Source organism: Brevundimonas sp. (assembly GCF_023259385.1).
Taxonomy (GTDB): domain Bacteria; phylum Pseudomonadota; class Alphaproteobacteria; order Caulobacterales; family Caulobacteraceae; genus Brevundimonas.
Genome location: NZ_JAHFPF010000033.1, coordinates 1 through 19,526, shown reverse-complemented (window position 1 = coordinate 19,526; position 19,526 = coordinate 1). Strand labels below are relative to the sequence as shown.

Sequence of the window (19,526 nt, the reverse complement as noted above, 5' to 3'; positions counted from 1 at the left end):
GTTGGATCTTCATGGGGGAGGAGACCTCGGAAAGCGGCTCGGCCGGGACCGGCTCTGAAACAGGGAATCGTCACGACGGGTCGCAACAGAAACAGTATATGTTTCAGTTTCCGTATTTCAACCACTCCGAGGCGCATCGTCGTGCGGCGCGCGATCGGCGGGCGGAGGGGACGGCGCAGCTCGGTCGAGCGCGCAGCGCTGAACGCCGTTCCAGACGGTCAATCCGGTGGTCGGCCTGCCCTGTGGAGTTATAAATGATTGATTTTAAAAGGGACGATGGTGGGTGATGTAGGGTTCGAACCTACGACCCGCTGATTAAGAGTCAGCTGCTCTACCAACTGAGCTAATCACCCGAACTCATCGTCTGCGCACTGACGGGCGGCCGGGACCGGCGTCAGCGAGGGGCGGGACATAGCGGCGGCGTCCCCGGATGGCAAGCGGCTTTTGGGTGTCCGTTTCGGTTTGTCGCAGGCGGGGCCGGACCATTCTGCTTCCAGCCGGAACAGTCTGAATCCGGAAAATGGCCCCGGATCACGCCGGAGCCATGCCGGGGCCGGGTTGGATGGTGTCCAAGGCGACCGATTTTGCTCTAGGGTCGTCGCGGAATCAGCCGCCGGGGAGCGGCGAGGGGAGACGCGACCATGGCCTTCTGGAATCGCCGCCGTTCGATCGACACGATGCTGGCGCCGCACGACGGCCCGGCGCTGAAGAAGACGCTGGGCTGGCCGCACCTGATGGCGCTGGGCGTCGGGGCCATCGTCGGCACGGGCATCCTGACCCTGATCGGCGTGGGCGCGGGCCTGGCCGGTCCGGCGGTGATGGTCAGCTTCGCCCTGGCGGGGCTGGTCTGCGCCTGCGCGGCGCTGGCCTATGCCGAGCTGTCGACCATGATGCCCGCGGCGGGCAGCGCCTACACCTATTCCTACGCCGTGCTGGGCGAGGCCGTCGCCTGGATCGTGGGCTGGAGCCTGATCCTGGAATATTCGCTGGTGGTGTCGGCCGTGGCGGTCGGCTGGGCCGGCTACGCCACGCCCTTCCTGCACGGCCTGGGCATCGACCTGCCGACGGCGCTGACGGCCGGGCCGCACGCGGGCGGCATCATCAACCTGCCTGCGGTGTTCATCATCGCCGTGGTCACCGGCCTGTTGCTGCTGGGCACGCGGGAGAGCGCCACGGTCAACGTCATCCTGGTGCTGGTGAAGATCGCCGCCCTGGCGGTGTTCGTGGCCATCGCCCTGCCGAAGTTCGACGCGGCCCACTTCACCCCCTTCATGCCCAACGGCTTCGGGGCGCCGCAGATTCCGTTCTGGGAGCAGATCACCGGCCAGCCCGCGGTCGCCCAGACCGGGGTGATGGCGGCGGCGGCGATCATCTTCTTCGCCTTCTACGGCTTCGACGCCATCTCGACGGCGGCCGAGGAGACCAAACGGCCCGAGCGCGACCTGTCGATCGGCATCGTCGGCTCGATGCTGGTGTGCACGGCCCTGTACCTGCTGGTCGCGGCGGCCGCGATCGGGGCGCGACCGGTGTCGGAGTTCGCCTCCAGCACCGAGCCGCTGTCGCTGATCCTGCGTGAACTGGGTTCGAACTGGGCGGCGCAGCTGGTGGCCGGGGCCGCGGTGATCGCCCTGCCGACGGTGCTGCTGGCCTTCCTGTTCGGCCAGAGCCGGATCTTCCTGGGCATGGCCCGCGACGGCCTGCTGCCGCGCAGCCTGGCCAAGGTGTCGAGCCGGGGCGTGCCGGCGGTGTCACCGTCTTCACCGCCATCGTGGTGGCCATCCTGGCGGGTCTGCTGCCGCTGGACGAGCTGGCCTCGCTGGCCAACGCCGGGACCCTGTGCGCCTTCGCCGCCGTGGGCGTCAGCCTGATCGTGCTGCGCCTGCGTGAGCCGGGCCGCAAGCGGGTGTTCAAGGCGCCCCTCTGGTGGCTGGTCGGCGCGATCACCGTGATCGGCTGCCTGCTGTTCTTCTTCAGCCTGAAGCCCTTCACCCAGACGGCCTTCTTCATCTGGAACGGCGTGGGCCTGGTCATCTACCTGGTCTGGTCGTCGCGGAATTCGCGGCTGGCCAAGGGTGAGGAGACGGCGGCCTGATGGCGCGCCGGGACCTGTCCGGGGCGGTCGACTTCGACGTGCTGGAGCGGATGACCGGCGGCGAGGATTCCATCACCGACGAGGTGCTGGGCCTGTTCGGTCAGCAGGCGACGATGTGGTCGCCGATGCTGGATGTACGGGAAGAGGGCTGGCGCGACGCCGTGCACACGATCCGCGGCGCGGCGGCGGGCATAGGCGCGGACACCCTGGCGCAGGCCTGTCAGGCGGCGGAGGCGGCGGACAGGGCGTCCGCGCCGCCGCTGCTGGACCGGGTGCGGGATCAGCTGGAGATCGCCCTGGGCGACGTGGCGGCCTATCGGCACGAGCTGATGCTGAGAAGTTTGAGGGGCTGAAAGACCCCCTCCACCGCTTCGCGGTCCCCCTCCCCCAGAAGGGGGAGGAAAAGCCTAGCCGCGCGTCTTGTCCCAGACGCTGAACTCGTGGGCGATGCAGCGGTCGACGAGGGTGCGCCAGACAGGCTCGGCGATGTCCGGCGACAGTCCGGCGGCGCCCGCGGCGGCCAAGACCTTGGCGACCACGTCCTCGATGCGGGCGTCGTCATGGACGACGTCGCGGCTCGGCTTGATGCGGGCGGCGGCGTTCATGTAGCGCTGACGCTCGGCCAGAAGGGTGACGAGGGCGCGGTCCAGGGCGTCGACGCCGTGGCGGACCTCGGCCATCGACAGGCAGGCTTCCGGCGCGACCCGGGCGTCGATGCCCAAAACCTCGGGCGCGACCACGGTCCGGGTGTCTTTCAGGTCAACCGACAAAGGCGCGCTCCAGAACATAGTCGCCGGGCTCGGCGTTCGAGCCCTCCTTGAGGCCGTAGGTTTCCAGCAGTTCGCCGGTCTCCTTGATCATGGCCATCGAGCCGCACAGCATGACGCGGTCCGTATTGGGAGAGAAGCCGATGGGCAGGCCCAGGTCGGCGAAGACGTCGCCGGACTTGATCCGGTCGGTGATCCGTCCCGGGGTCTCGAACCGCTCGCGGGTGACGGTGGGATAGTAGGTCAGCTGGGCCTTGGCCTCGTCGCCGACCAGCGGATCCTCGTGGATGCCGTGGGTGAAGAAGTCGCGGTAGGCGAGGTCGGCGACGTTGCGCACCGTGTGGCAGACGATGACCTGGCCGAAGCGGCTGTAGGTGTCCGGATCGCGGGCGACCGAGAGCCAGGGGGCCAGGCCCGTGCCGGTGCCGATCAGCCAGAGGCGCTCGCCGCCGGTCAGGGCGTCCAGCACCAGGGTGCCGGTGGGCTTCTTGCCCATCAGGACAGTGTCGCCGACCTGGATCTTCTGCAGGCGCGAGGTCAGGGGGCCGTCGGGAACCTTGATGGAGAAGAACTCCAGCTCCTCGTCCCAGTGCGGGCTGGCGATGGAATAGGCGCGCAGCACCGGCTTACCGCCGTCTTCGCCGGGCAGGCCGATCATCACGAACTCGCCCGAGCGGAAACGGAAGTCCTCGGGACGGGCGATGCGGAAGCTGAACAGCTGGTCGGTCCAATGATGGACGGACAGGACCTCGAGTTCGTGGAAGGGCGAGGCCTTGGCGGGGGGAGGGGCGACGGCGTCGGTCATTGCGGCGCTTCTTAGGGGGTGCGGGCGGCAGGGGGAAGGGATCGGGTGTCGCGGCGACGGCATTTGGCAGGACGGCCGTTGGAAGGCGTGGGTGGTGACGGCGGAGGATTCCGCCTCTAGCGTCCCGGCAACTCAAAAAACCTTCGTGCGGCGTTCATGCGAAACATCCTGCTGGCCTCCACCCTGTTCGTGGCGACGTTGTCGCCGTTTACCGCCGCGATGGCGCAACAAACTGCGGCCCCCGCGATCGCCGACAGCGCGATCCTGACGCCGGAGCGGGTGTTCGCGAACCCGTCGCTGTCCGGCCCCGTGGCCAAGGGCGTCAGCCTGTCGCCGGACGGGGAACTGGTGGCCTTCCTGCGCTCGCGCCCCGACGACGTGGAGGTGCAGGACCTGTGGGCCGCGCCGACGGGCCCGGGCGAGCCGTTCAAGCTGATCGACGCGCGGGCGCTGGTTCCCGACGCGGGCGAACTGTCCGAGGCCGAGAAGGCGCGCCGCGAGCGGATGCGCATCAGCGCGCGCGGCGTGGTCGAGTATTCCTGGGACGAGCAGGGACGCTACATCCTGGCGCCGCTGGAGGGCGACATCTTCCTGGCCGCGCGGGAAGGGGGGCAGGTACGCCGCCTGACCGAGACCGAGGCCGACGAGATCGACGCCAAGGTCTCGCCCAAGGGCAATTTCGTCTCGTTCGTGCGGGACCAGGACCTGGTGGTCTACGACCTGGCCACGAACACCGAGACGGCGGTCACCAGCGACGGCGAGGGGCTGAAGACCTGGGCCACGGCGGAGTTCATCGCCCAGGAGGAGCTGGACCGCGACACCGGCTACTGGTGGAGCCCGGACGAGCGGTTCATCGCCCTGCAGCACACCGACGAGTCGACCGTCGACATCATCCCGCGCCTGGACATCACCGGCGGCGGCGCTTCGACGGTGGAGCAGCGCTATCCGCGCGCGGGCCGTCCGAACGCGGTGGTCGAGCTGTACGTCCACGACCGCCAGAGCGGTCAGCGGATCAAGGTCGATCTGGGCGCCGACAATGACATCTACCTGGCGCGGGTGAACTGGTCGGCGGACGGCCGGATCCTGTATGTGCAGCGACTGTCGCGGAACCAGAAGACCCTGGACCTGCTGAGCGTCGATCCGGCCACGGGCGCCTCGCGTGTGATCGTCAGCCAGCGGTCGGACGCCTGGGTCCCGCTGAACCACGACTTCAAGGCGCTGGATAACGGCGACTTCCTGTGGTCGTCGGAAGAGACCGGTTGGAAGCACCTGTATCTGTACAACCGCGACGGCCGCCGCCTGCGCGCGATCACCCAGGGCCAGTATCCGATCAAGAGCCTGGCAGGGGTCGACCAGCGCACCGGCGACGTCTTCTTCACCGCCTCTATGCGCGACGGGCGTGAGCAGCCGATCGAGCAGCAACTGTTCCGGGCTTCGCTGCGCCGGACCATGACGCCGGTGGCGGTGACCTCCGCCGGCGGCTGGTGGAGCGCGTCGATGAACAAGACGGGCACCGCCTTCGTCGGCAACTACACCGACCTGAACACGCCGATGCAGTCGGCCCTGTACCGGGCCGACGGCACGCGCATCCGCTGGATCGAGGAGAACCGTCTGCAGCCGGGTCACCCGGCCTATCCGTTCGCCTCGCGCCGGGGTGAAGTGACCTTCGGCACGCTGGAAAGCCATGGCGAGACCCTGGTCTGGCAGATGACCACGCCGCCGGGCTTCGACCGGACGAAGACCTATCCGGTGGTCATGCAGGTGTACGGCGGACCGTCGGGCGGCGGGGTCAAGCGTGGCTGGCAGGCGTCGACCAATCAACTGTTGACTGAGGCCGGCTACATCGTCTTCCGCTTGGACAACCGGGGTGAGGGCGACCGCTCGGCGGCGTTCAAACAGGCGCTGTATCTGCGCATGGGCCAGCCTGAGATCGAAGATCAGGTTATGGCGGCTGACTATCTGAGATCATTGCCATTTGTGGACGATGCTCGCATCGCCATGATGGGCTGGTCCTACGGTGGGTTCATGACCCTGATGGCGGCGACCGAGCCGAAGATGGGGCTGGCCGGCGCGCTGGCGGGCGCCCCGCCGACCGAGTGGGGCCTGTACGACACCGCCTATACCGAGCGGTACATGTCGACGCCGCAGGCCAACGTCGAAGGCTATGCGGCCTCGGACGTCATTCCGCGCCTGCCGAACCTGACGGGCCGCCTGCTGCTGATGCACGGTATGGCCGACGACAACGTCATCCTGGAAAACTCGACGCGGGTGATCAACGCCCTGCAGCAGAACAGCCAGCCGTTCGAGCTGATGCTGTATCCGGGGCAGCGTCACGGGGTGCGGGGCAACGAGCGTCAGCTGCAGCAGTGGCGGACGTATCTGGACTTCCTGGACCGGACGATCGGGTCGCGGTCGCATACGCAATAGCCAGAACTCCGCTCATCCCGGCGAAAGCCGGAACCCAGTTCTTTCGTTGAGACGCCGTTGGGGGAATGGATCGATGACGACGCGAACCGACGGGCGGCCATCGCCCAAAGTACTGGGTCCCGGCTTTCGCCGGGATGAGCGGATGTTGACGGGGGCGGGGGCCGCCGCGGCGCTGCTGATGCTGACGGCGGGCGGGGCGGAGGCGCAGACAGCCCCCGAAGTCCATGCGACGCGCGAGCCGGTGATCAGCATCCCCCTGCGTCCGCCGCTGACGGCGGAGAACGTCATGGCCCAGTACCAGGCCTACGACCGGCGCGCGGGAAGCATGATCCGCTGGAGCGCGCCCGAGGTTCTGGCGCCGATGCTGCCAGGCGCCGTCATGGTGGCCACGCCCGACGCGCCGCTGACCGAAATCAGCGGTCGCAGACTGGTCCTGAAGGACAATATCGAGACGGCGGACATGCCGACGACGGCGGGCTCGCTGGCTCTGGCGGACAATGCGCCGGGGCGGGACGCGCCGATCGTCACCCGGCTGCGGGCCGCGCGGGTTATTCTGCTGGGCAAGGCCAACCTGTCCGAGTGGGCCAACATCCGCTCGAACAATTCGATCAGCGGCTGGAGCGCGATCGGCGGTCAGACCCGCAATCCCTATGACCTGGAGCGGACCCCGTGCGGGTCATCTTCCGGAAGCGCGGTGGCCGTCGCCACCGGTCTGGCCGAATTGGCGATCGGGACCGAGACGGACGGGTCGATCACCTGCCCGGCCTCGGTGAACGGGGTGGTGGGATTCAAGCCGACGGTGGGGCTGGTGAGCCGGACCCACATCGTGCCGATCAGCCATTCGCAGGACACCGCCGGGCCGATCACGACGACGGTCGAGGACGCGGCGCGGGTGCTGACGGTCATCGCGGGGACGGACCCGCTGGACGCCGCGACGGCCGAGGCGGATGCGCGCAAGACGGACTACGCCCGGGCGCTGGATGCGCGGTCGCTGAACGGCGCGCGGATCGGGGTGATGCGCTTCCTGCTGCCCTCCTATTCGGAGCAGACGCGGGCCGAATTCGAGCGGTCCCTGCAGGTGATGCGCGACGCTGGGGCGGTGATCGTCGACATCACCGAGCCGCCCGCCGACTGGCGCAATATCGGGACCTGGGAGCTGCAGGTGCTGATGACCGAGCTGAAGGTCGACCTGAACGCCTATCTGGCCTCGACCGACCCGACGCAGGTGCGCACGCGGACCCTGGCGGACCTGATCGCCTTCAACACGGCGGAGCCGCGCGAGACGGTCCTGTTCGGGCAGGAGCTGTTCCTGCGCGCCGAGGCGACGACCGGGCTGGAGGATCCGGTCTATGTCAACGCGCGGGCCAGCTCGCTGCGGGCGGCGGGACCCGAGGGGATCGACAAGATGATGGCGGACAACGCCGTGGTCGCCCTGATCGCGCCGACGACCTCCCGCGCCTGGACCAACGACCGCGAGGACGAGGACAACATGCAGGGCTCGGCCAGCCGGCTGGCGGCGGTGGCGGGCTATCCGCACCTGACCGTGCCGATGGGCTTCGACCGGGGCATGCCGGTCGGGATCAGCTTCATGGCCGGGAAGTGGGAGGACGCGAAGGTCCTGTCGCTGGGCTATGCGTTCGAGCAACTGACCCACGCGCGGCGGGCGCCACAGGCGCCGAGGGACTGAGGTCCGGCGGCGGCGCGTGGGAAGTGATTAGTGGTTAGTGATTAGTGGGTGGCCGCCGCGCCACCCGTGCGAGGAAGGCCGCCAGACGTGAAGCTGCGATCCACTAATCACTAACCACTAATCACTTCCCTGCACCCTGTCGGATCGGCTCGCCACCCACGCAACCTTCACCATTCCCCCGGGTTGAGCAGCCATGGAAAAGCTGTTCGTCAAATTCGCCACCCTGACGGCGAAGGTCGCCGGCAAGCCGTGGACCTTCATCGCCTGCTGCGGGATCGTGCTGGTGTGGGCGGCGACGGGGCCGATCTTCAAGTTCAACGAGACCTGGCAGCTGGTGATCAACACCGGCACGACCATCATCACCTTCCTGATGGTGTTCCTGATCCAGAACACCCAGAACCGCGACGGGGCCGCGATGCAGGCCAAGCTGGACGAGCTGGTGTTCGCCGTGAAGCAGGCCGACTCGCGCTTCATCGGCATCGAGCACCTGACCGAGCGGGAGCTGGACGCCATCCTGATGGAGGTCGAGGCGCGCGGCATCGCGGTGCATCAGGGCAAGCCCGCCGCGCCGATCAAGGGGCGGCGCGGGCGGCGGATCGACGATGTCGAAGCCGCCCAGCCGGACAAGGCTACGCCGCCGAAAGAGCGCAAGACGCCGACGCGGCGCAAGGCGTCGTGAGCGACCTGATCGCCAATGCTGTCGGCACGGCGGCGGCGCTGTGCTCGATCACCAGTTTCGCGCCCCAGATGATCAAGATCTGGAAGGAGCGCGACGCCTCGGCGGTGTCGCTGAAGACCTATTCCCTGACGGTGACGTGTTTCGTGCTGTGGACCATCTACGGCGTCATGACCTCGGCCTGGCCGGTGGCGGTGGCGAACGCCTGCGCGCTGGTGATGGCGGCGGGCGTGCTGGGCATGAAGTGGCGCTTCAGCCGGGGCGCTGGGTCCTGAGGACCAGCTCCATGACCAGATCAGCGGCCTGATCGGGCGAGCAGGCGGCGGTGTCGATCCGCAGGTCCGGGGCCTGGGGCGGCTCATACGGACTGTCGACACCGGTGAAATTGGCCAGCTGGCCCGCCCGCGCCCGGGCGTAGAGGCCCTTCACGTCGCGCGCTTCGGCGACCGTCAGCGGGACGTCGATGTGGATCTCGAGGAACTCGCCGGGTTCCATGAGGGCGCGGGCCATCTCGCGCTCGGCCTGGAAGGGCGAGATGAAGGCGACAAGGACGATCAGGCCGGCGTCGGTCATCAGCCGGGCCACCTCGGCCACGCGGCGGATGTTCTCGACCCGGTCGGCGTCGGTGAAACCGAGGTCGCGGTTCAGGCCGCCGCGCACATTGTCGCCGTCCAGAAGGGCGGAGTGGAAGCCCCGTTCCAGCAGGCGCTGCTCGACCCGGTCGGCGATGGTCGACTTGCCCGCGCCGGACAGGCCGGTGAACCAGAGGACGAGCGGCGTCTGGCCCTTGCGCGCGGCGCGGTCGGCGCGGCTGACGGACAGGGGTTGGGGCCGGATGCTGGTCGCCCGGCGCAGGGCGAAGCGGATCATGCCCGCCCCCGCCGTGGCCGCAGTCATGCGATCGATCAGGATGAAGCCGCCCAGCTCCCGGCTTTCGGCGTAAGGCTCGAACGGCACGGCCGCATCGAGCGACAGGGTGACGAGGCCGATCTCGTTGAGAGCGAGGGTGCGGGCGGCCAGGGCCTCGCCGCTGTCGGGATCGACACGATGCCGGATCTCCATGACCCGGGCCGGAACGGTCGCGGTTCCGATCTTCAGGTCATAGGTGCGGCCGGGCAGCAGCGGCTGATCCGACATCCAGACCAGATGGGCCTCGAACTGGTCGGCGACGGCGGGCGGGGCGTCGGGCGAGACCAGCCAGTCGCCGCGCGACACCTCGATGGGACGATCCAGTGTCAGGCTGACCGACTGGCCCGCGCGGGCGGTAGCGGCTTCGGGGCCGTCGATGGAGGCCACGGCGGCCTCCGCGCCGGACGGCAGGACGCGCAGGGGATCGCCGGGCCGGATCGCGCCGCCCGCGACCCGGCCCGCGAAGGCGCGGGCCTCGCCGTCGCGCAGGACGATCTGGACCGGCAGGCGGAAGGGGCCGTCGGTCGGGCTCGGCGCGGGGGTCTGGGCCAGCCATTGCGACAGGGTGGGGCCGTCATGCCACGCCATGGCGGGGATCCGGCGGGTGACGCCCGCGCCGGTCATGGCGCTGATGGGGATGGGGGTCACGTCGTCGAGGCCCAAGTCCGCGGCGAAGGCGCGGTAGTCGGCGGCGACGGCCTCGAAGACCTCCTGCGACCAGCCGGCGAGGTCCATCTTGTTGACCGTCAGCAGCAGGCGGCGGACGCCCATGAGGGCGAGGATGCGGGTGTGGCGCCGGGTCTGGGTCAGGACGCCCTTGCGCGCATCGATCAGCACCACGGCCGCGTCGGCGGTGGAGGCGGCGGTGGCCATGTTGCGGGTGTACTGCTCATGCCCCGGCGCATCGGCGAGAATGAAGCGGCGCTCTCCCAGATCGAAGGCGCGCCAGGCCACGTCGATGGTGACGCCCTGCTCGCGCTCGGCGGCGAGGCCGTCGACCAGAAGCGACAGGTCGGGATCGGGGCCCAGGGCGGCCAGATGATCGACGGAGACCGCGCCCGCGTCGTGCAGCAGGCGGCCGATCAGGGTCGACTTGCCGTCGTCCACCGAACCGCAGGCGATCACGCGCACGGGGGACATCGGAACGGGGGGCATCGGAACGGGGACCATCAGAAATAGCCCTCGCGCTTCTTGCGCTCCATGGAGGCGGCGGGGTCGTGGTCGATCGCGCGGCCATGGCGTTCGGAGGCGGTGGCGGCGGCGATCTCGGCGACCACGTCCTGAAGGGTGTCGGCCCGGCTGTCGACGGCGCTGGTCAGGGGCCAGCAGCCGAGGGTGCGGAAGCGGACGCGGCGCACGACCGGCGTCTCGCCGGGCAGGAGGCGGAGGCGCGCATCCTCGGCCAGAAGCAGGACGCCGTCGCGGTCGATCACCGGGCGGTCGGCGGCGAGATAGAGGTCGGGCACGGCGACGCCTTCGCGCAGGACGTAGCGCCACACGTCGAGCTCGGTCCAATTGGAGAGGGGGAAGACGCGCAGCGTCTGCCCCTGGCTCAGGCGCGTGTTGTAGAGGCTCCAGAGCTCGGGCCGCTGGTCGCGCGGGTCCCAGCCGTGGGCGGCGGTGCGGACGGAGACGATGCGCTCCTTGGCGCGGCTCTTCTCCTCGTCGCGGCGGGCGCCGCCGAAGGCCGCGTCGAACCGGCCCGCGTCGAGCGCCTGTTTCAACCCCTGGGTCTTCCAGAGGTCGGTGTGGACCGCGCCGCCGTGGCTGAAGGGATTGATCCCGGCGGCCTGCGCCTCCGGATTGCGGTGAACGATCAGGGGCAGGCCGGCGGCCGCCGCGGCGGCGTCGCGGAAGGCGTACAGGGCCTCGAACTTCCACATCGTATCGACGTGGAGCAGGGGAAAGGGCGGCGGCGCGGGATGAAAGGCCTTGCGGGCCAGATGCAGCATGACCGCGGAGTCCTTGCCGCCCGAGAACAGCATGACCGGACGCTCGGTCCCCGCGACGGTCTCGCGCAGGATGTGGATGGCCTCGGCCTCCAGCCAGTCCAGAATGTCGTCCCGCCCCATGACCTACCAGTGACGGTTGAATCACGCGGCGCCAAGCCCGCACCGGCCTGTCGGGGCATGGCGGAATGAGGCGCGACGCGGCAGGGTGCCGCCATGGACACGGGATTCGGATCGCCGCTGATCGCGGGCATCGAACTGGGCGGCACCAAATGCGTCTGCGTGCTGGCGTCGGGACCCGACGACATCCGCGACGAAGTCCGCCTGCCGACGACCACGCCGGAGGAGACGCTGGACGCCATTCGCGCGGTGCTGGAGCGCTGGGCGGCCGGGCCGGGCTTCGCCGCCATCGGCATCGCCAGCTTCGGGCCGGTGGAGCTGGACCCGCGCGCGCCGAAATACGGGCACATCACCGAGACGACCAAGCTGGCCTGGCGCTGGGCCGACCTGAACATGCTGCACCGGGGCTTCGGCGTGCCGGTCGGACTGGATACGGACGTGAACGGCGCGGCGCTGGCCGAGGGGCGGTGGGGCGCGGCGCGGGGGCTGGACAGCCACGCCTATGCGACCGTGGGCACCGGGATCGGCGTGGGTCTGGTGATCAACGGGCGGACCGTGCGCGGGCTGGGCCATCCGGAGGTCGGGCATCTGAAGGTCGGGCGGCTGCCGGGGGACGCCTGGCCGGGGGTCTGCGCCTGCCACGGCGACTGCGTCGAGGGGCTGGCGTCCGGACCGGCGGTGGAGGCGCGCGCGGGGCGGCCGGGCGGAGAGCTGACGCCGGACGACCCGGCCTGGGACATGGTCGTGCACGCGCTGGGCGGGATGCTGCACAACGTGGTGCTGACGGCCTGTCCGCAGCGAATCCTGATCGGCGGCGGGGTGGCCGACGGTCAGCCGTGGCTGTTTGAACGCCTGCGCGCCTCGCTGGTCGAGAGCCTGGCGGGCTATGGCGTGGCGGGCGCCATCGCCGCCGACATCGACGCCTTCGTTCAGCCGCCGGGCCTGGGCGCGATGGCCGGGCCGATGGGGGCGGTCGCGGTGGGGCTGGATACGCTCCGCTAGCGCCGCCGGTGCTCTGACGGCTGGATGCCGTGACGGGCCATCTTGTCGTACAGGGTCTTGCGCGGGATCTTCAGGCTGTCAGTGACCCGGCGCATGTCGCCGCTGTGGGCGGTCAGGGCCTCGCGGATCAGTTCGGCCTCGTAGTCCTGCACCTGTCTGGACAGGCTACGGTCGGTCTCCAGCCGTTCGGTCGGGGCGGCGATGCCGACGGCGACCTCGCTGGCGTAGTTGGACAGTTCGCGCAGATTGCCCGGCCAGTCGTGCTCCAGCAGGCGACGGCGGATGGCGTGGTCGATCGGCGGGATGTCCCGGCCCAGACGTCGCGCCGCGCGGTCGAGGAAACGGGCGAACAGCAGGGGCACGTCCTCGCGCCGTTCGCGCAGGGGCGGGATGCGCACGCGCACCACGTTGAGCCGATAGAACAGGTCTTCGCGCAGGTCGCCGCGGGCCACGGCCTCGGCCGGATCGGCCTTGGTGGCGGCGACGATGCGCAGGTCCAGCGCATGGGCCTCGCCCGCGCCCAGGGGCATGACCTCGCGCTCCTCCAGCACCCGCAGCAGCAGGAGCTGGGCGGCGCGGGGGGCCAGGTCGATCTCGTCCAAGAAGAGGCTGCCCTGGTGCGACTGCTCGATCTGGCCCTCGCGGCGGCGCAGTGCGCCGGGGAAGGCGCCGGCGGCGTGGCCGACCAGCTGGCTCTCCAGCCCGTCCTCGCGCAGGGTGGCGCAGGAGACGGCGACAAAGGGCTTCACCCGGCGGCGGCCGGCGTTGTGGATGGCGCGGGCGACGGCCTCCTTGCCCGCCCCGGTCTCGCCCTCGATCAGGACATCGACCTCGGCGTCGGCGAGGCGCTGGATGGCGGCGCGCAGGGCGGTGACGGCCCGGCTCTCGCCGCTGAGCGGAATGGACCATTCGTCATCCATTGCCAGGGTGGCGAGGCGGCGGTTGTCCAGCACCAGGGCCCGCTTCTCCAGCGCCCGGTTCAGGGTCTCCAGCAGGCGTTCGGGGGCGAAGGGCTTGGCCAGGAAGTCGTAGGCGCCGCGCTTCATCACATCGACGGCTTCGGCGATGTCGCCGTGGCCGGTCATGACGACGACGGGAAGATCGGGGTCGAGCACCGCGAGGCGGTCGACCAGCTGGCGCCCGTCGAGGCCGGGCATGCGCAGGTCGGTGACCACCACGCCGTCGAAACGGGCGTCCAGCGCCTTCAGCGCGGCGTCGCCGGACGCGAACTCGGAGATCGCCAGGCCGGACAGGCCCAGCCGCTCGGCCAGGGCGGCGCGGAAGGCGTCGTCATCCTCGACCAGGGCGACGCGGTTGCAGGGCTGGAAACTCATGCGGCCTTCGCCAGTACGATCTTGAAGACGGCGCCTTCGGGGGAGGGTTCATGCACCAGTTCGCCACCGAAGCCGGCGACGATGTCGCGGCTGATGACGAGACCCAGGCCCATCCCGTCGCGCTTGTCGGTGGTGAAGGGGGTGAACAGTCGGTCCAGCACCTCGGGCGAGACGCCGGGGCCGTTGTCGGAGATGCGCACGGTGACCTTGCCCGCCCGGACGGTGACCGAGATGTCGATGACCGGGGAGGGAACGCCCTCCAGAGCTTCGATGGCGTTCTGCAGCAGGTTGAGGACGACCTGTTCGAGGCGGTTGCGCTCGGCCCGCACCTCGAGGCCGGCGGGGACGCGACCGCGCTGGAGCGTCACCCCGCGTTCGCGCAGCCGGGCGCCGACCAGCAGCAGGGCGCCGTCGATGGCCGCCTCGACGCTGACCGGCACGGCGCCGGAGCGGGTCTTGCGCGAGAAGGCGCGCAGTTCGTCGGTGATGGCGCCGACGCGCTGGGTCAGCTCGCCGATGCGGGTCAGGGCGCGGTTGGCGCCGTCCGTGTCCTGCCGCTCCAGATAGACGGACGCCGTGTCGGCGTGGGTGCGGATGGCGGCGATGGGCTGGTTGATCTCATGCGCCACACCCGCCGCGATCTGGCCCAGGGCGCCCAGCTTGTTGGCCTGGATCAGTTCGTCCTGCAGGTCCTGGCGGCCCTTTTCGAGACGGCGGCGTTCCTCGATCTCGAGGTTCAACTGGTCATTGGCGGCGCGCAGCTCGGCGGTGCGGGCGTCGACCTGACGCTCCAGGTCGATGCGGGCGGCGACGTCCTCGGCGGCCTTGGCGATGGCGCGCTGGCGGCGGCGCAGCAGGATGCCGGTCAGACCCGCCAGAAGGGCGACGCTGAGCAGGGCGACGACCCGCGCGACCATGATCGACCGGCTGATGGCGGCGCCGGCCGGCGACAGCAGATGCAGCCGCCAGCCGAGGTCCGGGATCGGGGCGGAGGCGCGGGCGTAGAGATCGGGCGGCACGTTGCGGGACAGGCGGATCAGGCCGGGGGCGAGCGCTTCGAAGGGCAGGGCCGACAGGTCGGCGCGCCCCGCGGTCTGGTCGACGGCCAGACGCCGGCGGCGGTCGGGCCGCAGGGCGCCGGTGGTGTGGAAGCGCCAGTCGGAGACGGTGGTGATCAGCACCACGCCGTCGCCGTCGGTGACATAGGTCGGCTCGCCCGAGGCGCGCCACTCGGTCTCCAGGGCGTCGAACTCGACCTTGGCGACGATGACGCCGAGGGGACGTCCGTCGGCGCCCGCGATGCGGCGCGAGAGGTAGAGGCCGGGACGGCCGCTGACCGTGCCCAGGGCGAAGAAGCTGGCCTGACCGTCGCGCATGGCCTCGTAGAAATAGGGCCGGAAGCGGTAGTCGGAGCCGACGAAGCTGATCGGCTGGTTCCAGTTGCTGGCGGCCAGGGCCAGGCCGCGGGCGTCCAGTACATAGATGACGGCGGCGCGGGTCTCGCGCGCCAGCCCCTCGAACTTGCGGTTCAGCCGGTCGACGCTGCCGGCGTCCGGGCGGGCCAGCAGGGCCTGCAGGTCGGGATCCTGGGCCAGGACCATCGGCAGGGAGCGATGCCGCTCCAGTTCGCTGCGCAGGACGGCGGCGTGCAGGGCCGTGGCGGTGGCCGCCTGACGCAGGGCCTCGGCCCGGGCCTCGCGCCGCGCGACCTCGCCCGCGACCATGGCGGCGACGACCGCGATGACCAGCCAGAAGACGGCGAAGACCCGCCACTGGCCCTGTGCGGAATCGAGAAAACGGGGCATGGAAGGACTAATGCGGGATTTCGCACATATGTCGAGACGGCGTGTGCGGAAATCCGCTCAAATCGCGTTTTTTGCAAGCGCGAAACGGCCGGTAAGCGTAGGAAAGTCAATGCGGTAGACGATTCTGGCCTTTCGCTTGCGAGGCCGGACCGGGGCTCACGATAATGACCCCACGTCACCGCATCAGACGGTGAATCGAACCGGGACCGGCAAGCGGTCTCTTCGGGAGGGTCTTTTGATCCAGATTGCATCCACGCCGGAGGCAGGCGCCGCGCGCAAGCCCTGGTACCGTAGCCTGTACGTGCTCGTCCTCGCGGCCATCGTCGCCGGGGGGCTGATCGGCCATTTCTGGCCGGAACTGGGCAAAGACCTGAAGCCGCTGGGCGACGCCTTCATCAAGCTGGTGAAGATGATCATCGCCCCGGTGATCTTCCTGACGATCTCGACCGGCATCGCCGGGATGAGCGACCTGAAACGCGTCGGCCGGGTGGCCGGCAAGGCGTTCGCCTACTTCTTCGTCTTCTCGACCCTGGCCCTGATCATCGGCCTGGTGATCGCCAATGTGGTCCAGCCGGGCCGTGGGCGGAACATCGATCCGTCGACGCTGAACAGCGGGGCCGTGGCGCAGTACGCCGCCGCCGCGCACGAGACGACCATCGTCGGCTTCCTGACCGGGATCATCCCGACGACGCTGATCAGCGCCTTCGTCGAGGGCAACATCCTGCAGACCCTGTTCGTGTCGATCCTGTTCGGCATCTCGCTGGCCATCGTCGGCGCGCCGGCCCAGCCGGTGGTGCGGGCGCTGGAGTCGCTCAGCCAGGTGATCTTCCGCCTGGTCGCCATCCTGATGAAGGCCGCGCCGATCGGGGCCTTCGGGGCCTTCGCCTTCACCATCGGGGCCTATGGGCTGGCGTCGATCGCCAATCTGATCGCCCTGATCGCCACCTTCTACCTGACCTCGCTGGTCTTCGTGCTGGGCGTGCTCGGCCTCGTCTGCCGCGCCAACGGCTTCTCGATCTTCAAGCTGATCGGCTATCTGAAGGAAGAGCTGCTGCTGGTGCTCGGCACCTCGTCGTCCGAAGCCGCCCTGCCCAGCCTGATGCAGAAGCTGGAAGCCGCCGGCGCGCCGAAGTCGGTGGTCGGGCTGGTCGTGCCGACGGGCTATTCGTTCAATCTGGACGGCACCAACATCTACATGACGCTGGCGGCGCTGTTCATCGCCCAGGCCATGAACATCCAGCTGAGCCTGGAGCAGCAGGTGCTGCTGCTGCTGGTCGCCATGCTGAGCTCAAAGGGCGCGGCCGGGATCACCGGCGCCGGCTTCATCACCCTGGCCGCGACGCTGGCCGTGGTGCCGAGCGTGCCGGTGGCCGGCATGGCGCTGATCCTCGGCATCGACCGCTTCATGAGCGAGTGCCGGGCGCTGACCAACTTCGTGGGCAATGCGGTGGCGACCCTGGTCGTCGCCCGCTGGGAGGGCGAGCTGGACCGCGACGCGCTCCACGCCGCGCTGAAATCACAACCGAAGGCGCTCGCCGCGCCGCCGGATCCGGCCGCAGGGCCGGGGGACAAGGAAGCTCTTACAGCCGACTGAGAAACGGCTGGGGGTTAACTGGGAGGAACGGGAATGAAGTCGATGCATAGAGGCGCGCTGCTGGGCGGCGCGGCGGTTGTGGCCCTGCTCAGCGCAGGCGTCGCGGCCGCTCAGGAGGCTCCGGTCCAGACCGCACCCCAGGGGGCGCAGTCGCCGCAGGAGAGCGCCGCCGATCTGGGCGAAGTGGTCGTGGTCGGCTCGCAGATCCGCGGCGCCTCGACGACCAACGCCTTGCCGGTAGTGGTGGTCGACCGCGAGCAGATGGACGCCGTCGGGGCGGTGTCAGGCGACGATCTGATGCGTTCGATCCCGCAGATGGGCGACGTGCTGTTCGACAGCGCCAACAACCCGCAGACCTCCAACTCGGCGCGCGGCGACGTGAACTCGGTCAACCTGCGCTCGCTGGGCGTGGGCAACACCCTGGTGCTGGTGAACGGCCGCCGGATGGTGCAGCACCCGACCAGCCAGGGCACCTCGGACACCGGCACGGTGCCGGTGCTGAGCTACAACTCCAACGCCATTCCGGTGGCGGGCCTGGAGCGTGTCGAGGTGCTGCTGGACGGCGCCGCGGCCATCTACGGCGCGGACGCGGTGGCGGGCGTGGTCAACACCGTGCTGCAGGACGACTTCGACGGCCTGACGCTGCAGACCCGTTACGGGGGCGCCGAGGGCACGGGCCTGCGCGAGTTCGAGTTCAACGTCTTCGCGGGCAAGAATTTCGACCGCGGCAACCTTTCGCTGTTCCTCAACTACGCCGACCGCACCCAGCTGATGGCGGACGAGCAGGACTTCACGTCCAGCGACGACATGCGGGGCTTCTTCTCGGGCTTCGACGGCTACCAGACCTCGACCGTGCCGGACGGCCGCTCGTCGCATACGACCTGGGCCGCGCTGAGCATCGCCCCCGTGACGACGGCGACGCGTCCGCGCTCGAACGGCGTTGTCCTGACGACCGCCGCCGGGGCCTTCCACTATCAGCCGGAGAGCTTCGGCTGCGTCGGCGTAGACCTGGGCGCGACCTGCCTGGTCAGCGGGGCGGCGGCCTATAACGGCGTGAACCGCGAGATGCGCTTCGACACTCGCAAGGGCACCACGGTCCGTCCGTCGGTCGAGCGCGCCAACATCTACCTGACCGGCCACTATGACCTGACGGACAACATCACGGCCTTCGGCGAGCTGTCGTTCTATGCCGCCGAGAGCAAGGCGATCCAGCCGCCGGTTGTGAACCTGAACGGCCTGTGGATTCCGGCCACCAACTACTGGAACCCGTTCGGCCCGACGACGATCAACGGTCAGCCGAACCCGAACCGCCTGCCCAACCTGACCAACGTCCCCGCCGGCGGCCTGGCCGTGCGCCTGGGCAACTACCGCTTCGCCGACGCCGGCTTCCAGGAGGTGACGGTCAAGAACTACCAGACGCGCATCCTGGGCGGTCTGCGCGGCGAATGGCGCGGCTTCGACTGGGAAGGCGCGGTGCTGTACTCCGAGGCCGAGGCCGAGGACATCTCGCCCAACATCAACATGACCAAGCTGCAGCAGCAGCTCGCCCTGTCCACCCCCGACGCCTACAATCCGTTCAACGGCGGCTGCGTGGATACGCCCAGCTACAACGACTGTACGCCCTCGTCGCAGGCGGCGATCGACGCCATCGTCTTCGACATGCGCCGCCTGTCGCGCACGACCCTGGCGCTGGCCGACTTCAAGATGTCGCGCAACGACCTGTTCCAGCTGCCCGGCGGTCCGGTCGGCGTGGCGGCGGGCGTCGAGCTTCGTCGCGAGACCCAGAGCGACGACCGCGACGAGAACCTGGACGGCACCAACACCTTCGTCGACATGGTGACCGGCGAGACCAATCTGTCGAACGTGTCGGCGGTCAGCCCCAACCCGGACACCAAGGGCGACCGCACCGTGTCGGGCGCCTTCGTCGAGTTCGCCATCCCGGTGGTCTCGCCCGAGATGAACATCCCGCTGGTGCAGAGCGTCGACGTGCAGCTGGCGGGTCGGGTCGAGCACTATTCGGACTTCGGTTCGGTCGCCAAACCGAAGATCGCCGTCGCCTGGGACGTGGTCGACGGCCTGCGCCTCCGCGGTTCGTACTCGGAAGGCTTCCGCGCCCCGAACCTGGAGCAGGTGAACGCCACCCAATACGCCCGTCTGGCCAGCGCCCCGGACTTCATCCGCTGCGAGGCGGACATCCGCAAGGGTACGATCGCCAACATGACCCAGTGCACCCGCACCGCCAGCGTTTCGCTGCAGATCGCGGGCAATCCGGACCTGCAGCCGGAAGAGAGCACCAACTGGTCCTACGGCCTGGTGTTCCAGCCGACCTTCCTTCCGGAAGTGCTGGGCGACTTCACCT

15 protein-coding genes, 1 tRNA gene and 1 pseudogene are annotated in these 19,526 nt (G+C 69.5%); 10 read left to right on the top strand and 7 right to left on the bottom strand.

The genetic code is table 11. The features are described from left to right. A partial coding sequence (locus tag Q0C81_RS04180; protein WP_291833979.1) for a hypothetical protein occupies window positions 1-254 on the top strand: 254 nt, incomplete at its 5' end. Window positions 255-277: 23 nt separating this feature from the next. Here Q0C81_RS04180 and Q0C81_RS04175 read toward each other — a convergent pair. Then, a tRNA-Lys gene (locus tag Q0C81_RS04175) sits at window positions 278-353 on the bottom strand. A 288-nt stretch (window positions 354-641) separates the two neighbouring features. Here Q0C81_RS04175 and Q0C81_RS04170 point away from each other — a divergent pair. Together Q0C81_RS04170 and Q0C81_RS04165 are read left to right on the top strand one after the other, a co-directional pair. Continuing rightward, a pseudogene (locus Q0C81_RS04170) lies at window positions 642-2,092 on the top strand (amino acid permease). Then, window positions 2,092-2,445, top strand: a complete 354-nt coding sequence (locus tag Q0C81_RS04165) for an Hpt domain-containing protein (RefSeq protein WP_291833976.1) — start codon at window positions 2,092-2,094, stop codon at window positions 2,443-2,445. The pseudogene Q0C81_RS04170 and the gene Q0C81_RS04165 overlap by 1 nt, the downstream one beginning before the upstream one ends. 54 nt (window positions 2,446-2,499) lie before the next feature. Here the strand turns inward: Q0C81_RS04165 and Q0C81_RS04160 are convergent, their stop codons facing one another. Together Q0C81_RS04160 and Q0C81_RS04155 are read right to left on the bottom strand one after the other, a co-directional pair. After that, window positions 2,500-2,772, bottom strand: a complete 273-nt coding sequence (locus tag Q0C81_RS04160) for a chorismate mutase (RefSeq protein WP_291833983.1) — start codon at window positions 2,770-2,772, stop codon at window positions 2,500-2,502. Window positions 2,773-2,851: 79 nt separating this feature from the next. Next, window positions 2,852-3,664, bottom strand: coding sequence for a ferredoxin--NADP reductase (locus Q0C81_RS04155; protein WP_291833973.1), 813 nt, complete (start codon window positions 3,662-3,664; stop codon window positions 2,852-2,854). 156 nt (window positions 3,665-3,820) lie between these two features. Here Q0C81_RS04155 and Q0C81_RS04150 point away from each other — a divergent pair, with 156 nt between their 5' ends. The 4 genes from Q0C81_RS04150 (at window position 3,821) to Q0C81_RS04135 (ending at window position 8,729) form a co-directional block, all read left to right on the top strand. Further along, window positions 3,821-6,091, top strand: coding sequence for a S9 family peptidase (locus Q0C81_RS04150; protein ID WP_291833970.1), 2,271 nt, complete (start codon window positions 3,821-3,823; stop codon window positions 6,089-6,091). Window positions 6,092-6,233: 142 nt separating this feature from the next. After that, on the top strand, window positions 6,234-7,778 hold the full coding sequence (locus Q0C81_RS04145) for an amidase (protein ID WP_291833968.1): 1,545 nt from the start codon (window positions 6,234-6,236) through the stop codon (window positions 7,776-7,778). Between the two features lie 193 nt (window positions 7,779-7,971). Continuing rightward, complete coding sequence (locus tag Q0C81_RS04140) at window positions 7,972-8,457, top strand: low affinity iron permease family protein (RefSeq protein WP_291833964.1); 486 nt, start codon at window positions 7,972-7,974, stop codon at window positions 8,455-8,457. Further along, a complete protein-coding gene (locus Q0C81_RS04135) occupies window positions 8,454-8,729 on the top strand; it encodes a SemiSWEET family transporter (RefSeq protein ID WP_291833962.1) in 276 nt (91 codons plus the stop codon). Before Q0C81_RS04140 ends, Q0C81_RS04135 begins: the two co-directional genes overlap by 4 nt. On the opposite strand, the gene cysC is transcribed toward Q0C81_RS04135, so the two are convergent. Both cysC and cysD read right to left on the bottom strand, forming a co-directional pair. Further along, window positions 8,707-10,503, bottom strand: coding sequence for an adenylyl-sulfate kinase (gene cysC, locus Q0C81_RS04130; RefSeq protein WP_367117973.1), 1,797 nt, complete (start codon window positions 10,501-10,503; stop codon window positions 8,707-8,709). The two genes, Q0C81_RS04135 and cysC, sit on opposite strands and share 23 nt — an antisense overlap. A 29-nt stretch (window positions 10,504-10,532) precedes the next feature. After that, window positions 10,533-11,435, bottom strand: coding sequence for a sulfate adenylyltransferase subunit CysD (gene cysD, locus Q0C81_RS04125; protein ID WP_291833956.1), 903 nt, complete (start codon window positions 11,433-11,435; stop codon window positions 10,533-10,535). Between the two features lie 93 nt (window positions 11,436-11,528). Between cysD and Q0C81_RS04120 the strand changes: the two genes are divergently transcribed. Beyond that, window positions 11,529-12,434, top strand: coding sequence for an ROK family protein (locus tag Q0C81_RS04120; RefSeq protein ID WP_291833953.1), 906 nt, complete (start codon window positions 11,529-11,531; stop codon window positions 12,432-12,434). Here the strand turns inward: Q0C81_RS04120 and Q0C81_RS04115 are convergent. Together Q0C81_RS04115 and Q0C81_RS04110 are read right to left on the bottom strand one after the other, a co-directional pair. Beyond that, on the bottom strand, window positions 12,431-13,768 hold the full coding sequence (locus Q0C81_RS04115) for a sigma-54 dependent transcriptional regulator (protein ID WP_291833951.1): 1,338 nt from the start codon (window positions 13,766-13,768) through the stop codon (window positions 12,431-12,433). The two genes, Q0C81_RS04120 and Q0C81_RS04115, sit on opposite strands and share 4 nt — an antisense overlap. Beyond that, a complete protein-coding gene (locus Q0C81_RS04110; protein ID WP_291833948.1) occupies window positions 13,765-15,573 on the bottom strand; it encodes a cache domain-containing protein in 1,809 nt (602 codons plus the stop codon). The genes Q0C81_RS04115 and Q0C81_RS04110 overlap by 4 nt, the downstream gene beginning before the upstream one ends. A gap of 244 nt (window positions 15,574-15,817) precedes the next feature. On the opposite strand from Q0C81_RS04110, the gene Q0C81_RS04105 reads away from it, so the two are divergent. Both Q0C81_RS04105 and Q0C81_RS04100 read left to right on the top strand, forming a co-directional pair. Then, window positions 15,818-17,167, top strand: coding sequence for a dicarboxylate/amino acid:cation symporter (locus Q0C81_RS04105; RefSeq protein ID WP_291833981.1), 1,350 nt, complete (start codon window positions 15,818-15,820; stop codon window positions 17,165-17,167). 33 nt (window positions 17,168-17,200) lie between these two features. After that, window positions 17,201-19,526 (top strand): TonB-dependent siderophore receptor (locus tag Q0C81_RS04100; protein ID WP_291833945.1); only part of this gene is annotated, 2,326 nt, incomplete at its 3' end.

Excerpts from the sequence above, each read along its gene's own strand:
- Q0C81_RS04160 (WP_291833983.1), bottom strand. The coding sequence starts at position 2,772 with ATGGCCGAGGTCCGCCACGGCGTCGACGCCCTGGACCGCGCCCTCGTC.
- cysD (WP_291833956.1), bottom strand. The coding sequence starts at position 11,435 with ATGGGGCGGGACGACATTCTGGACTGGCTGGAGGCCGAGGCCATCCAC.
- Q0C81_RS04150 (WP_291833970.1), top strand. The coding sequence starts at position 3,821 with ATGCGAAACATCCTGCTGGCCTCCACCCTGTTCGTGGCGACGTTGTCG.
- Q0C81_RS04140 (WP_291833964.1), top strand. The coding sequence starts at position 7,972 with ATGGAAAAGCTGTTCGTCAAATTCGCCACCCTGACGGCGAAGGTCGCC.
- Q0C81_RS04120 (WP_291833953.1), top strand. The coding sequence starts at position 11,529 with ATGGACACGGGATTCGGATCGCCGCTGATCGCGGGCATCGAACTGGGC.
- Q0C81_RS04110 (WP_291833948.1), bottom strand. The coding sequence starts at position 15,573 with ATGCCCCGTTTTCTCGATTCCGCACAGGGCCAGTGGCGGGTCTTCGCC.
- Q0C81_RS04115 (WP_291833951.1), bottom strand. The coding sequence starts at position 13,768 with ATGAGTTTCCAGCCCTGCAACCGCGTCGCCCTGGTCGAGGATGACGAC.
- Q0C81_RS04165 (WP_291833976.1), top strand. The coding sequence starts at position 2,092 with ATGGCGCGCCGGGACCTGTCCGGGGCGGTCGACTTCGACGTGCTGGAG.
- cysC (WP_367117973.1), bottom strand. The coding sequence starts at position 10,503 with ATGTCCCCCGTGCGCGTGATCGCCTGCGGTTCGGTGGACGACGGCAAG.
- Q0C81_RS04155 (WP_291833973.1), bottom strand. The coding sequence starts at position 3,664 with ATGACCGACGCCGTCGCCCCTCCCCCCGCCAAGGCCTCGCCCTTCCAC.
- Q0C81_RS04145 (WP_291833968.1), top strand. The coding sequence starts at position 6,234 with ATGTTGACGGGGGCGGGGGCCGCCGCGGCGCTGCTGATGCTGACGGCG.